Here is a 14,452-nt window from a genome sequence, read left to right as displayed (position 1 = left end):
ACTCAAGGGAAGTATATCAGGGAGGAGAGCCGTGACTGCAAGCTCTTTATATGAAAGCTGGGTGAATTCACTTGCGCATGGATTTAGAAATGAAGGTCTGACTTGTCAGATGAAAACGGATGGTACCGCGTGTCAACGCTCCGAGTGGAGTTTTTGGCATGTGGTTTTCTTTTTATCTGATAAGCGACTGATGGAGGAATTATGTCAACTATTGAAGAACAATTAAAAGCGCTTCGTGAAGAAACGCTGGCTAGCTTGAAGCAGATTACTGCTGAAAATAAAAAAGAGATGCAAGATTTGCGTGTCTCTGTCCTTGGTAAAAAGGGTTCGCTCACTGAAATCCTCAAAGGGATGAAAGATGTTTCTGCTGAGATGCGTCCAATCATTGGGAAACACGTCAATGAAGCTCGTGATGTCTTGACAGCAGCCTTTGAAGAAACAGCTAAGCTCTTGGAAGAAAAGAAAGTCGCAGCTCAACTGGCTAGCGAGAGTATCGATGTGACGCTTCCAGGTCGCCCAGTTGCTACTGGTCACCGTCACGTTTTGACACAAACCAGTGAAGAAATCGAAGATATTTTCATTGGGATGGGTTACCAAGTCGTGGATGGTTTTGAAGTGGAGCAAGACTACTATAACTTTGAACGTATGAACCTTCCAAAAGACCACCCAGCTCGTGATATGCAGGACACATTCTATATCACAGAAGAAATCTTGCTACGTACTCACACGTCTCCAGTTCAGGCGCGTGCTATGGATGCCCATGATTTCTCTAAAGGTCCTTTGAAAATGATCTCACCAGGGCGTGTGTTCCGTCGTGACACAGACGATGCGACCCACAGTCACCAGTTCCACCAAATTGAAGGCTTGGTTGTTGGGAAAAATATCTCTATGGCTGATCTTCAAGGAACCCTTCAGTTGATTGTGCAAAAAATGTTCGGTGAAGAGCGTCAGATCCGTCTGCGTCCATCTTACTTCCCATTCACAGAGCCATCTGTTGAGGTGGATGTTTCTTGCTTCAAGTGTGGTGGAGAAGGCTGTAACGTATGTAAGAAAACAGGTTGGATCGAAATTATGGGTGCCGGTATGGTTCACCCACGTGTCCTTGAAATGAGTGGTATCGATGCGACTGTTTACTCTGGATTTGCCTTTGGTCTTGGACAAGAGCGTGTAGCTATGCTCCGTTACGGAATCAACGATATCCGTGGATTCTACCAAGGAGATGTCCGCTTCTCAGAACAGTTTAAATAATGATTAGAAAAGTAGAAATGGCAGATGTTGAGGTGTTGGCTAAAATTGCCAAACAAACCTTTCGTGAAACATTTGCTCATGATAATACGGAAGAGCAGTTACAGGAATACTTTGAAGAGGCTTATAGTCTGAGAGTTTTGTCAACTGAGTTGGAAAATCCAGAATCCGAAACCTATTTCATTATGCATGAAGAGGAGATAGCTGGTTTTCTCAAAGTCAACTGGGGAAGTGCTCAGACTGAGAGAGAATTAGAGGATGCTTTTGAAATTCAACGTCTCTATGTGCTACAAAAATTCCAAGGATTTGGACTCGGTAAGCAACTGTTTGAATTTGCTCTTGAACTTGCTACCAAAAATAGTTTTTCCTGGGCTTGGTTAGGTGTTTGGGAGCATAATACAAAAGCTCAAGCGTTTTATAATCGATATGGTTTTGAAAAATTTAGCCAACATCATTTTATGGTTGGTCAAAAAGTAGATACGGATTGGTTACTGAGAAAGAAATTAAGGTAAGAAGATGATTCTTCTATTGAAATGATAGGAAAGGAAAAGAACTAGAGTGGCAACTGTCATTCTGGAGAACTAAATTATGCTTGTATCTTATAAATGGTTAAAAGAATTGGTGGACATTGATGTTCCATCACAAGAGTTGGCTGAAAAAATGTCAACTACAGGGATCGAGGTAGAAGGTGTCGAATCACCGGCCGCTGGTCTCTCAAAAATTGTCGTCGGTGAGGTCTTGTCTTGCGAAGATGTGCCAGAAACTCACCTCCATGTTTGTCAGGTTAACGTTGGCGAAGAAGAAGCCCGTCAAATCGTCTGTGGTGCACCGAATGTGCGTGCTGGTATCAAGGTTATGGTGGCTCTTCCAGGAGCTCGCATCGCTGACAATTACAAGATCAAAAAAGGGAAAATCCGCGGTCTTGAGTCACTTGGAATGATCTGTTCACTTGGTGAATTGGGAATTTCTGACTCAGTTGTGCCAAAGGAATTCGCAGATGGCATCCAAATCTTGCCAGAAAATGCCGTTCCAGGTGAGGAAGTCTTCTCATATCTAGACTTGGATGATGAAATCATCGAACTTTCTATTACACCCAACCGTGCAGATGCCCTTTCTATGCGTGGAGTGGCTCACGAAGTGGCAGCTATTTATGATAAGGCAGTCAACTTTAAAGAATTTACTCTAACAGAAACTAATGAAGCTGCGGCAGATGCCCTTTCTGTCAGCATTGAGACAGACAAAGCGCCTTACTATGCCGCTCGTATCTTGGATAATGTGACTATCGCACCAAGTCCACAATGGTTGCAAAACCTTCTCATGAACGAAGGCATCCGTCCTATTAACAACGTAGTGGACGTGACCAACTACATCCTGCTTTACTTTGGTCAGCCTATGCATGCTTTTGACTTGGACACTTTTGAAGGAAATGACATTCGTGTGCGTGAAGCGCGTGCTGGTGAAAAATTGGTGACCTTGGACGATGAAGAACGTGACTTGGACGTGAATGACCTAGTCATCACTGTCGCAGACAAGCCAGTAGCTCTTGCAGGTGTTATGGGTGGTCAAGCAACAGAAATCTCTGAAAAATCTAGTCGCGTTGTCCTTGAAGCTGCTGTCTTCAATGGCAAATCTATCCGTAAAACTAGCGGTCGCTTGAATCTTCGTTCTGAGTCGTCTTCTCGCTTTGAAAAAGGCATTAATGTGGCAACAGTCAATGAAGCCCTTGATGCGGCAGCTAGCATGATTGCAGAACTTGCTGGTGCTACTGTACGTAAAGGCATCGTTTCAGCAGGTGAGCTTGACACTGCAGATGTAGAAGTATCTTCAACCCTTGCAGACGTTAACCGCGTCCTTGGTACGGAGCTTTCATACACTGATGTAGAAGATGTCTTCCGTCGTCTTGGCTTTGGCCTTTCTGGAAATGCAGATAGCTTTACAGTCAGCGTACCACGTCGTCGTTGGGATATCACTATTGAAGCAGACCTCTTTGAAGAAATCGCTCGTATCTATGGTTATGACCGCTTGCCAACTAGTCTTCCAAAAGACGATGGAACAGCTGGTGAATTGACTGTGACACAAAAACTTCGCCGTCAAGTTCGTACGATTGCTGAAGGAGCAGGTTTAACAGAAATCATTACCTATGCTCTGACAACTCCTGAAAAAGCAGTTGAGTTTACAGCTCAACCAAGTAACCTTACAGAACTCATGTGGCCAATGACAGTGGATCGTTCTGTCCTCCGTCAAAATATGATCTCAGGTATTTTGGATACGGTGGCCTACAACGTAGCTCGTAAGAATAAAAACTTGGCCCTTTACGAGATTGGAAAAGTCTTTGAACAAACAGGTAATCCGAAAGAAGAACTTCCAAATGAGATCAACAGCTTTGCCTTTGCCTTGACAGGCTTGGTTGCTGAAAAAGATTTCCAAACAGCAGCAGTTCCAGTTGATTTCTTCTATGCTAAAGGAATCCTTGAAGCCCTCTTTGCTCGTTTGGGACTTGCAGTGACCTATACAGCTACAGCTGAAATTGCAAGCCTCCACCCAGGACGTACAGCTATGATTTCACTTGGTGACCAAGTCCTTGGTTTCCTTGGTCAAGTACACCCAGTCACTGCTAAGGCCTACGATATTCCAGAAACGTATGTGGCTGAGCTCAACCTTTCAGCCATCGAAGTAGCCCTTCAACCTGCTGCTCCATTTGTGGAAATCACGAAATTCCCAGCAGTCAGCCGTGACGTTGCCCTTCTCCTTAAGGCAGAAGTGACTCACCAAGAAGTTGTGGACGCTATCCAAGCTGCCGGTGTGAAACGTTTGACAGATATCAAACTCTTTGATGTCTTTTCAGGTGAGAAATTGGGACTTGGTATGAAGTCAATGGCCTATAGCTTGACCTTCCAAAATCCAGAAGACAGCTTAATTGACGAAGAAGTCGCACGCTATATGGAAAAAATCCAAGCTTCTCTCGAAGAAAAAGTGAATGCAGAAGTGCGTTAAAGTATCAATCCATCCTTTGGGGTGGATTTTTGCTTTTCACATAACAATTCAGGATCAAAAATAGACAGTTGAGGAACAGAGAAGATAAATTGGAGTTTACCAGTGTATAATGTACTCATAACTCAAAGTACCCTAAGATTTTTTACTAAAATGAGGATGATAAAAATGGACAGAAATCATTGTAAATGCTATCAAAAAGGAGTATAATGAGTGCAAGACATTTCGGAGGTGAAAGATGCTAGAAGTAAGAAGTCTAGAGAAAAGTTTTGGACCTAAGCAAGTTTTGTTTGGTATTGACTTTCAAGCGCGACCAGGTCGTATTTTGGGATTAGTCGGGAAAAACGGTGCTGGGAAGACAACGATTTTCCACAGTATTTTGAAGTTTTTAGAATACCAAGGAGAAATCAGTCTAGATGGTCAGGATATTCGTCAAGAGACCTACACTCGGATTGGCTATCTGCCTGAAGAACGCAGTCTCATGCCTAAATTGACAGTCCTTGAACAAGTTCGCTACTTGGCGACTCTAAAAGGTATGGATGCCAAGGAAGTCAAGGAAAAACTCCCTCAATGGATGAAGAGGTTGGAAGTGAAAGGAAAGCTGACAGATAAAATCAAGAGCCTGTCAAAAGGAAATCAGCAGAAGATTCAGCTCATCATTACTCTGATTCATGAGCCAGACTTGATTATCTTGGATGAGCCTTTCAGTGGCTTGGATCCAGTCAATACTGAATTGCTCAAGCAAGTCATCTTTCAGGAAAAAGAGCGCGGAGCAACCATTATCTTTTCTGACCATGTCATGACCAACGTCGAGGAGCTTTGTGACGATATTCTCATGATTCGAGATGGCCGTGTGGTCTTGCATGGGCCGGTCCAGGATGTCCGCAATCAATACGGGAAAACGCGTCTCTTTGTTTCAAGTGAACGAAGTAAGGAAGAATTGGAAAATCTTCCTCATGTCAAACAGGTGAGTTTGACCAAACAAGGCAGTTGGAAATTGATCTTAGAGGATGAGAGCGCTGGAAGGGAACTCTTCCCAATCTTGACTCAGGGGCAATACATCGCAACCTTTGACCAGCAAGCGCCAACAATTGATGAAATCTTTAAACTAGAATCAGGGGTGGAAGTATGAGAAATATGTGGGTTGTAATGAAGGAAACCTATCTTCGACATGTTAAGTCATGGAGTTTCTTCTTTATGGTGATTTCGCCGTTCCTCTTTTTAGCCTTATCTGTAGGAATTGGCTACCTCCAAGGGTCTTCTATGGCCAAGAATAGCAAGATAGCAGTAGTAACAACAGTGCCATCTGTGGAAGAAGGGCTCAAGGGTACTAATGGTATCAACTTTGATTATAAGGATGAAGCCAGTGCCCAAACTGCTATCAAGGATGAGAAAATCAAGGGTTACCTAACCGTCGACCAAGAGGACAGCGTCATCAAGGCCGTCTATCATGGTGAAACCTCTCTTGAAAGTGGCATCAAACTAGCTGTAACCAATAGACTAAATGAACTGCAATACCAACTCAATCGTTCGGCAGCTAATTTGTCTCAAGAACAGGAAAAACGCCTGAGTCAAACCGTTGATTTTACTGAGAAGATTGATGAATCTAAGGAAAACAAAAAAATTGTTCAAACCATTGCGGCCGCAGGGCTTGGTTTCTTCCTTTATATGATTTTGATTACCTATGCTAGTGTCACTGCTCAGGAAGTGGCTAGCGAGAAAGGAACCAAAATCATGGAGGTGGTCTTCTCTAGTATCCGAGCTAGTCATTATTTCTACGCTCGCATGCTGGCTCTGCTTCTTGTGATTTTGACCCATATTGGCATTTACGTCGTGGGTGGAATTGCTGCCATTCTTCTCTTTAAAGACCTACCAATCTTAGCACAATCTGGTATTTTAAACCATATAGGAGAGGCTTTCTCGCTCAACACCTTATTGTTTGTCTTGGTTAGCCTCTTTATGTACGTTGTTTTAGCAGCCTTCCTAGGTTCTATGGTTTCTCGTCCTGAGGATGCAGGAAAAGCCTTGTCGCCTTTGATGATTTTGATTATAGGTGGTTTTTTTGGAGTGACAGCTCTAGGTGCAGCTGGTGACAATCTCATCTTGAAGATTGGTTCATATATTCCCTTTATTTCGACCTTCTTCATGCCATTTAGAGCCATTAATGGCTATGCAAATGGGTTAGAAGCTTGGATTTCGCTTGCGATTACGATTGCTTTTGCAGTAACTGCAACAGTCTTTATCGGACGTATGTATGCTAGTCTCGTTTTGCAGACAGATGATTTAGGTCCTTGGAAAACCTTTAAACGTGCCTTATCTTATAAATAGAAGAGCCTCGCGAAAGCGAGGTTTTTTAGAGATAAAAAGAGTGGAATTCAGAAAAATATTTTTCATATCTATTGACTTTTAGGGGTGAAATTTGGTATGATAGTAGGCGGTATTGTTTACCCCATTTGAAAGGCCCCGGAACCTTCCAAATACTTTTCGATGGGAAGGAACACCCATCACCGTAAACAAAAATCGAACTATATATAGGAGAAATCATGAACAAAACAACATTTATGGCTAAACCAGGCCAAGTTGAACGTAAATGGTACGTAGTTGACGCAACTGATGTACCACTTGGACGTCTTTCTGCAGTAGTTGCTAGCGTACTTCGCGGAAAAAACAAACCAACATTTACACCACACACTGATACAGGTGACTTTGTAATTGTTATCAATGCTGAAAAAGTTAAATTGACTGGTAAAAAAGCAACTGATAAAATCTACTATACTCACTCAAACCACCCAGGTGGATTGAAACAAATCTCTGCAGGTGAACTTCGTTCTAAAAATGCAGTACGTTTGATCGAGAAATCAGTTAAAGGTATGCTTCCACACAATACTCTTGGACGCGCTCAAGGTATGAAGTTGAAAGTATTTGTTGGAGCTGAGCACACTCACGCTGCACAACAACCAGAAGTTCTTGATATTTCAGGACTTATCTAAGGAAAGGAACAATAAAGTATGTCACAAGCACAATATACAGGTACTGGACGTCGTAAAAACGCTGTTGCACGCGTTCGCCTTGTTCCAGGAACTGGTAAAATCACTGTTAACAAAAAAGATGTTGAAGAGTACATCCCACACGCTGACCTTCGTCTTGTCATCAACCAACCATTCGCAGTTACTTCAACTGCAGGTTCATACGACGTTTTCGTTAACGTTGTAGGTGGTGGATACGCAGGTCAATCAGGAGCTATCCGTCACGGTATCGCTCGTGCCCTTCTTCAAGTAGACCCAGACTTCCGCGATTCATTGAAACGCGCAGGACTTCTTACACGTGACTCACGTAAAGTTGAACGTAAGAAACCAGGTCTTAAGAAAGCTCGTAAAGCATCACAATTTAGTAAACGTTAATTCGAAAGAATTACTATACTTACAAAGAGCACCTTTCGGGGTGTTCTTTTTTGTACTTTCTTGATAAATTGGTGCAATTGACACAGTTGTGGTGACTTTAGTCGCTTACAAATGTGGCTGCAACCGGACAAGGCCAGTTGCCTCAAAACGTTAATCAATACGATTATATCAATGTTTCAAAGAGTCTGGGACAAAAGTCTAACCTTAAATATAAAAAGCGAACAAAACGAGTTATCTGACACTCAGAATTCTGTCTTGTTCGCTTTTTTTGTCTAATCTATCGATTTTTAAAATTTATAATAAAGAATTCCTAAAATAAAAATCTTTTTGTCCCAAACTCTTTTTTGTCGATTTTTAAGCTCGTATAGCTTTGTGATAACCTTCTGATAACCTCTGAAAGTTTAGTTCCTTTAACAGAAGAGTTGGAACAAGTCGGAAAGAATATCAATTCTATAGCCCGTCTTACAACTGTAGTTGGGAGAATAAGCTATGAGAATAAAATGGATATGTCTATTTTGATGCAAAAAATAGTTGATGTGATGGAGGAAAAAGATGTTTATTTTCAAAAGTAATATGGACAAGGATTTTGATCAGATATGCGAATACATACTGAAATTAAAGCGAGCAGAATTATTTCTTCATGGAATTAAACAACAAGATAAAACGAAGGCTCGTTTGTATCATGCGATGCTGGAATACTACGATGCTAATCATAAAAAAGAAAGACATATGAGGATTTTAAAATAAGGAAACGCGGTTAAATTGAACTGCACCCTAAAAGTTAGACAGAAAAAATCTAACTTTTGGGGTGATTTGAATTTTGAGGAATCCCCAAACTCCGAGTTATTAATTTGAATGCCATAACAACAAGCCAATAATTGATTTTAATAAATTATACTCGTGGTGCTATTTACTTTCAAAATACAATAAAAAGCTCAAAAGGACTACACTGTAAGTGTCGAAACAAACAGGAGGTTAGCCCCAATGAGCGACTTACAATATACAGGTAAATCTCATCACTTGCAATGGACTTTGAAACAATTATCAAAATTTGTCTTCAGCTATATAGTGAACAATGTCCCGAATCTTACAAATATCGTAACAATATCAGCTTGTCTAAGGTTTCAGATCAGTCTTTATTAGTTTTGTTTATTTTACAGACTGAACTAGGCATTAAATCATCTTCGTCATTTCTATCGGATATGCCAACTCTTTCCCTGTGGGTGTCTCCCTGAAAGAAGTCGATTTAATCGACGGTTAAGACAGTTGATTTGATTAGTTCAAATCATTCGACAAGCCATGAATACTCAACTTTCTCAAAATAGCATTGTCATCATCGATAGTTTTTCATTATCACTTTGTCAACCTGTTCGTAATCATTGAGCATGTATTTTCCATGAACTAGGCGACATTGGTTACAATTTCTCTAAGTACCGTTGGTTTTGAGGATTCAAAGTACATCTGTTGGTCACTCTATCAGGCTATATTCTGAATGACGTTGTGACACTTGTCTTAGCACATGACATTGATATTTTCATTGCGTATCTAGGATGTCCTAGTCAACGAGGTCTCAATGAACATTCTAATGGATTATTAAGACGAAATAGACTACCGAAACAAATGGATTTTACTGATATTTCTCAAAATTATTTATCAGCTAAACTGATAAAAGAAATAGAATTCCTAAAAAGTCTTTGAATTATCAAATACCATACCAAGTTTTTCTGAGTTACATGAAAAATCTAACTTAATTTGACAATCTAGGTTCTGAATATTTCATAAAGTATTAAATCGATAAATAGTATAGAATTTTTCAATAATTATGCTAAGCGGTATACGTAAAAAGGTGTTTCTTTAGAGGAGAGATTTGGGAGTGGGGGCTAGTTTACATTTTATAAATTTAATGTATTCATAGTGGGTTTGAGTAATGTTAAGTTATACTTAAAAATATATTTAATTAATACTTTGTGACTCTGCTTCGGTATCAATACTAGAACCTCTACAGAATTATAGTGGAATGAAGTAAAATATGAATAAACTGATTGGGAAATTCAAATAAATTTCTAGCAATATTTTAGAAGTTGCAGTTTACCACTCTAAATTCAATCAATTAAAATAAAATATGGAAGAAAAGGGTAGAGTAATTTTGAATAATTTGATATAATGAACTGTATTAATTAATGCTTTATTAAGGGGTTTCTGTTATGTTATTTAATCGTAAAGGAATAAATCAAAAGAATTGGAGAATGGTAAAAAAAGGGAAGCATTTTCTTTTTGGCTGTACTCTTTTTTTAGCAACTGGTGCAATAGGATTGCAACAAACACAAGTTGTCAGAGCAGATGAAGTGGCATCTTCAGTTGTTACATCAATGAACTCGGCAGAAGATGGAGATGATAGGGATAAAGGTAAAACACCTAAAGAGGAAGTAATTAAGCAGGAAGATAATGAGATTAATTTGGGAGTCACTTCTCCATTATCAAAAAAATCTGATGAGCTCGATAAAAAAGAGGATGTAGCTAAAACAGAGGTTAATAAACAATCTTTAATCGAATTAATAGAAAAAATTAAGAATATAGACTTAAGCAAAAAAACTATAGATTCAGTAGAGAAATTGAATCTTTCTTTGTCGCGCGCACAACAACTGATGGAAAGTCCGACAGTAAGTCAAGAAGAGGTAGATAAAGAAGAGAAAGCTCTTAAAGAATCTTTTGAAAAATTAGAGGATAAACCTGAAAAAGAAAAAGCCTCAGAGTCTAGAGAAAAAACTGAGCCTCAAAAAGAAGAGAAATCAGATTTAAGCAAAGAAAAAATAACAAAAGTAACAGAAACTGTAAATGAAATTCACAGTTTAGCTAATCAAATAAATTATGAGTTCAGCGATGCTGAGAAAGAATTAGTTAAAACAGCTGAAAAACGTTCTGAGGATAGTAACAGGGAGGGCGAGGTAGAGTCGCTCCTTAAAGAAGTCACACGTCTTCGAAATAAAGTAGCCAATCGCATGACAAGAGCTCATTCTGGTAAACGTGATCCACGAAATGGACAACCGATTAATGGGAATGGTGAGAGTGGGTTTAGAGTAACAGGTGCCGATAGAAGTTCAACAACACCAGTCCCAAGTATTCAAAATAATCTTAATGGTAAAGCTAGCAGTGTTTCCGATGTAACGGTAAATGCACCAGCAGGTTCAACTGTTAAACTGTATGATAGCAATGATATCTTAATCGGTGAAGCAGTTGCAAATGCACAAGGAATTGCAGTTGTTCATCCTAGAAACAGTTTACCAGAAGGAGCAATTAAAGCTACAGCGACAGTAGGAGGTCAAGAGTCAGAAAAAAGTGTATCAGTAAATGTGACTCGCATAAAAACTGGTGAGGGACCTGCAAGACATGAGAAACCGTCTCAACCTACAAATACACAAATTTTAATAAATAAGACTAATATAATTGCCTATAGAGGTGATTATGTTGATGTTACAATTCAAGCAGCGTCCAATGCTGTTGAGAAATTCTGGATACCAAGTGATCCATATTCAGTAAAATGGCTAAATCATACAGGACAATTTAGAACCTCAGCTGGTACAGATAAGACAAATCAAATGACCGCATATACCAAGGGAACAATTGGTTTAGATCAACCAGAAGGGACTAGTGGATTTGTGTATGCTGTGATTGGTAAAGCAAAAGCTGGGAAAATTAGTAGAGATAACCCTTCAGTAACTAAATCAGTTAAATTGGATATTACTGTTCTTTCATTAGCAAAAAAATATGATATATCTATAGACGAAAAGATTACAGTAGAAAATCCGAATAATGTAAGTCAATACGAAAAAGATAAAATTATAGCAGCAATTAAGAAAAAAATAATGTAACTTATACAGATGCGGCATACAGAGCATACTTAGATAGTGCGAAGTATTCTGTAGATGAAAAAGGGAATGTTATAATTACTTATCCTGATAATTCAATTGATAAAGTAGCTTCTTCCTATACAATTCAAAAAAGACCGGTTATTGAGACGTCATTAACAGATAAGGCAGATATTAATACTCCGATAACTGTTTCTGCTGATCCTGGCTCGACGGTAAAATTATATGACCATGGAGGAGCAGAATTAGGTCAAGGAACAGCTGATTTAAACGGACGTGTAACTATTAATCCAACACGCCCAATTCCAAATGGGAATGTAACCGCGAAAGCCATAGATAACAGAAACAATATTACAGATCCGAGTGTTGTAAAACAAGCAACTGTACCAAGGCCAAATGATATTAATGTTCAACAAACTTCACACGGTGCAACTAGCGTAACCTTAACTCCAAATGGTAGAACGGATATTATTACTGCAACTGTTCAAGGTAAAAAAGTTAAACTTGAAAAAGAAGCGAATGGTCGTTATAGAACTCTTGAAAATGCAGCAAATGTAAGTATCACACAAAATTCAAATGGAAGTATAACGTTAGGGTTGCCTGCCGGAAATAGATTTGAAGTTTTAGATAGAATTCAAGTTTTAGCAGAAAATAAAGATATAACAGTAAGCTCAGGAATCCGATCTTCTAATGAAGTAAATGAATATGTATTATCAAATAGATTTGAAAAAATTCCAGTTAAAAATGTAAATAATTTAACCCCAGAAGACAAGGAAAGAGTTAAAGCTGCTTATGAAAAAGCTAATCCTGGTATTAATAAGGCCGAAGTAACAGTTGCTAATAACGGCAACATTACATACAATCACCAAGGAAAAGGATCAATACAAAAAGGTGAAGCTAGATTAGATGGTAATGTTATTTTAGATAATACAGCACCATCAAAACCGATTATAGAAACCCCATTATTAGAAAAAGCTGGAACTAGAATGCCGATTGTTATTAGTTCAGAACCTAAAGCAAAAGTAGAAATCTTCGATTCTAAAAATCGAAAGATTGGAGAAAAAACTACTGATGAGCGAGGGAAGGTAACAATCGAACCAACTCTAGATTTACCAGCCGGAAACATTATAGCTAAAGCAATTGATGAGGCTGGTAATATTTCTCAACCTAGTGATCCAAAACTGGTTACATATAAAGATTTTACACCAGTAGTACCAGCTATCACACCTGTTACAAAGGTGACAAAATTAACACCAGCAGAAATTAAAGAGGTAAAAGATAAAGTCCAAGCAGCAAATAAAGGTAAAACTGTTGAGGTTTCAACAAATGGAACGGCGACTGTTACAGATCCTATCTCTGGATTTAGTCATCAAATATCAGGTACGCAATTAGTAGATTCAAAAGATAAAATCAAACCTACAGTAGAAATTCCTTATAGTGATACTAGTAAACAAGAAATATATGTCTATTCACATGAAGAAAATAATATTACTATTAAAGTAAAAGATAATTCTGGGAAAATCTCGAATGCATATTTAGCCTTCGCAGCAGATAATAGACAAGGATTAGGACAAGAAGATACTAGTTATTTAGGTGGAGGAAGCTCAGATGGTTTATATCTAAGAACAAATAGTATTAAATCAGAAACAACTGCAACAAACACTCAACCTGCTACGATTACAGTAAGTGGAAATATTAATAATCAACCTTACACAAGTGAAAAATCTATTACCCGTTATGTATATGCAGAAGATCCAAGTGGTAATACGAATTATGAACATGTAGGTCATGCGAATGATAATGGAGTACCAGGACGTGTTCGTTTTGTGTGGAAACCGCAAACTTTCAAATACACAGCAACTGCAAATTCACAAACACAAACAGTTAGCTATAAAGAGGAACCAAGCGCAGAAGCAAGTGTTAATAAAACAGGATTACCAGCAGGAACAACATATGCTTGGAAAACAAAACCAGATACATCAACTCCTGGCGACAAATCTGGGGTAGTAGAAGTCACTTATCCAGATACTTCAAAAGATACCGTGAATGTAACTGTAAGTGTTCGTAAGTTAAGCGATGAATATAATCTTGCAGCAACTGAAATCGAAGTTAATCAAAATGATCAGGTATCTAATGATAGATTAAAAACAGTAGTGTCGGCAACTTCAAAAGTAGGGAACGTTAATGGAACTGACAAAATTTCAACAGTAACAGCACCAAAAATAAACACAGTAAATTATGGAAGTCAAAACATTACTGCGACAGTTACGTTTAAAGATGGAACAGTAAACGAAGTTAAGATTCCGATAAAAGTAAAAGACGTAACGAAACCAACTATCTCAGCACCAGGTGAAAATACAAACTGGGAAATGACTGCCTTAGACAAAACTTTACCAAATATGGAAGTAAGAGCAGAAGATAATGCGAATGGTAGTGGAATAAAATCAGTTAGTGTTACAGGGTTACCTGATTACTTAGAATATGATAAAACTACAAATTCTATTAAATTCAAAGCAGGAAAAGAAGGAGTAGAAAAACTACCAACAGGAACACAGTCAAAAGAGTTCTCATTAACAATTCGAGCAGAAGATAATGCAGGAAACGTAAAAGAAAAAATTGCGAAAATTACTATTTCTTCAATGAGTACGAAGAACACACCAGAAGCCAAAGAGCAAACGGTAGATAACGGATCAGAACCAAAAGCCAAAGACAGCATTGGTAATGTAGAAGGATTACCAAGTGGAACAACCTTCACATGGAAAGACAACACACCACCGAACACAGCGGTCAAAACACCAGGAAAAGTAGATGGAACAGTCGTTGTCCACTACCCAGATGGAACAAGTGAAGAAGTACAAGTGAAGGTCAATGTCAGAGGCGAAGACGAAACGTATACACCAGAAGCCAAAGAGCAAACGGTAGATAACGGATCAGAACCAAAAGCCAAAG

The 14,452-nt window shown here is 38.8% G+C and carries 10 protein-coding genes and 2 pseudogenes; all 12 read left to right on the top strand.

What is annotated here, in order from left to right; translation table 11 throughout:
* Positions 1 to 201 precede the first annotated feature (201 nt).
* On the top strand, positions 202 to 1,248 hold the full coding sequence (gene pheS / locus M1G05_RS05960) for a phenylalanine--tRNA ligase subunit alpha (protein WP_031237702.1): 1,047 nt from the start codon (positions 202 to 204) through the stop codon (positions 1,246 to 1,248).
* On the top strand, positions 1,248 to 1,757 hold the full coding sequence (locus M1G05_RS05955; RefSeq protein WP_000619948.1) for a GNAT family N-acetyltransferase: 510 nt from the start codon (positions 1,248 to 1,250) through the stop codon (positions 1,755 to 1,757). The genes pheS and M1G05_RS05955 overlap by 1 nt, the downstream gene beginning before the upstream one ends.
* A 76-nt stretch (positions 1,758 to 1,833) precedes the next feature.
* A complete protein-coding gene (gene pheT, locus M1G05_RS05950) occupies positions 1,834 to 4,239 on the top strand; it encodes a phenylalanine--tRNA ligase subunit beta (protein WP_247953346.1) in 2,406 nt (801 codons plus the stop codon).
* A 235-nt stretch (positions 4,240 to 4,474) separates the two neighbouring features.
* Positions 4,475 to 5,368, top strand: coding sequence for an ABC transporter ATP-binding protein (locus M1G05_RS05945; protein WP_084930414.1), 894 nt, complete (start codon positions 4,475 to 4,477; stop codon positions 5,366 to 5,368).
* Positions 5,365 to 6,564, top strand: coding sequence for an ABC transporter permease (locus M1G05_RS05940; protein WP_247953345.1), 1,200 nt, complete (start codon positions 5,365 to 5,367; stop codon positions 6,562 to 6,564). The genes M1G05_RS05945 and M1G05_RS05940 overlap by 4 nt, the downstream gene beginning before the upstream one ends.
* 215 nt (positions 6,565 to 6,779) lie before the next feature.
* Positions 6,780 to 7,226, top strand: coding sequence for a 50S ribosomal protein L13 (gene rplM / locus M1G05_RS05935; protein ID WP_001044624.1), 447 nt, complete (start codon positions 6,780 to 6,782; stop codon positions 7,224 to 7,226).
* Positions 7,227 to 7,244: 18 nt separating this feature from the next.
* Positions 7,245 to 7,637 carry a 30S ribosomal protein S9 gene (gene rpsI, locus M1G05_RS05930; protein WP_000075975.1) on the top strand — a complete coding sequence of 131 codons (393 nt, stop codon included), beginning with the start codon at positions 7,245 to 7,247 and terminating at the stop codon, positions 7,635 to 7,637.
* Between the two features lie 552 nt (positions 7,638 to 8,189).
* Positions 8,190 to 8,384, top strand: coding sequence for a hypothetical protein (locus tag M1G05_RS05925; RefSeq protein ID WP_000469564.1), 195 nt, complete (start codon positions 8,190 to 8,192; stop codon positions 8,382 to 8,384).
* 237 nt (positions 8,385 to 8,621) lie between these two features.
* Positions 8,622 to 9,388, top strand: a pseudogene (locus tag M1G05_RS05920) (transposase).
* Positions 9,389 to 9,841: 453 nt separating this feature from the next.
* On the top strand, positions 9,842 to 11,506 hold the full coding sequence (locus M1G05_RS05915) for a hypothetical protein (protein ID WP_247953344.1): 1,665 nt from the start codon (positions 9,842 to 9,844) through the stop codon (positions 11,504 to 11,506).
* A 56-nt stretch (positions 11,507 to 11,562) separates the two neighbouring features.
* Positions 11,563 to 11,619: pseudogene (locus tag M1G05_RS10110) on the top strand (MiiA motif-containing surface protein); the annotation flags it as partial.
* 480 nt (positions 11,620 to 12,099) lie between these two features.
* Positions 12,100 to 14,452 (top strand): Rib/alpha-like domain-containing protein (locus tag M1G05_RS05910; RefSeq protein ID WP_247953343.1); only part of this gene is annotated, 2,353 nt, incomplete at its 3' end.

The organism is Streptococcus mitis, from assembly GCF_023109515.1.
GTDB classification, from domain to species: domain Bacteria; phylum Bacillota; class Bacilli; order Lactobacillales; family Streptococcaceae; genus Streptococcus; species Streptococcus mitis_CS.
The sequence above is the reverse complement of the archived record's forward strand: the minus strand, read 5'-3'. Positions and strand labels throughout refer to the sequence as shown.

Excerpts from the sequence above, each read along its gene's own strand:
- rpsI (WP_000075975.1), top strand. The coding sequence starts at position 7,245 with ATGTCACAAGCACAATATACAGGTACTGGACGTCGTAAAAACGCTGTT.
- M1G05_RS05945 (WP_084930414.1), top strand. The coding sequence starts at position 4,475 with ATGCTAGAAGTAAGAAGTCTAGAGAAAAGTTTTGGACCTAAGCAAGTT.
- M1G05_RS05940 (WP_247953345.1), top strand. The coding sequence starts at position 5,365 with ATGAGAAATATGTGGGTTGTAATGAAGGAAACCTATCTTCGACATGTT.
- M1G05_RS05925 (WP_000469564.1), top strand. The coding sequence starts at position 8,190 with ATGTTTATTTTCAAAAGTAATATGGACAAGGATTTTGATCAGATATGC.
- M1G05_RS05915 (WP_247953344.1), top strand. The coding sequence starts at position 9,842 with ATGTTATTTAATCGTAAAGGAATAAATCAAAAGAATTGGAGAATGGTA.
- rplM (WP_001044624.1), top strand. The coding sequence starts at position 6,780 with ATGAACAAAACAACATTTATGGCTAAACCAGGCCAAGTTGAACGTAAA.
- pheT (WP_247953346.1), top strand. The coding sequence starts at position 1,834 with ATGCTTGTATCTTATAAATGGTTAAAAGAATTGGTGGACATTGATGTT.
- pheS (WP_031237702.1), top strand. The coding sequence starts at position 202 with ATGTCAACTATTGAAGAACAATTAAAAGCGCTTCGTGAAGAAACGCTG.
- M1G05_RS05955 (WP_000619948.1), top strand. The coding sequence starts at position 1,248 with ATGATTAGAAAAGTAGAAATGGCAGATGTTGAGGTGTTGGCTAAAATT.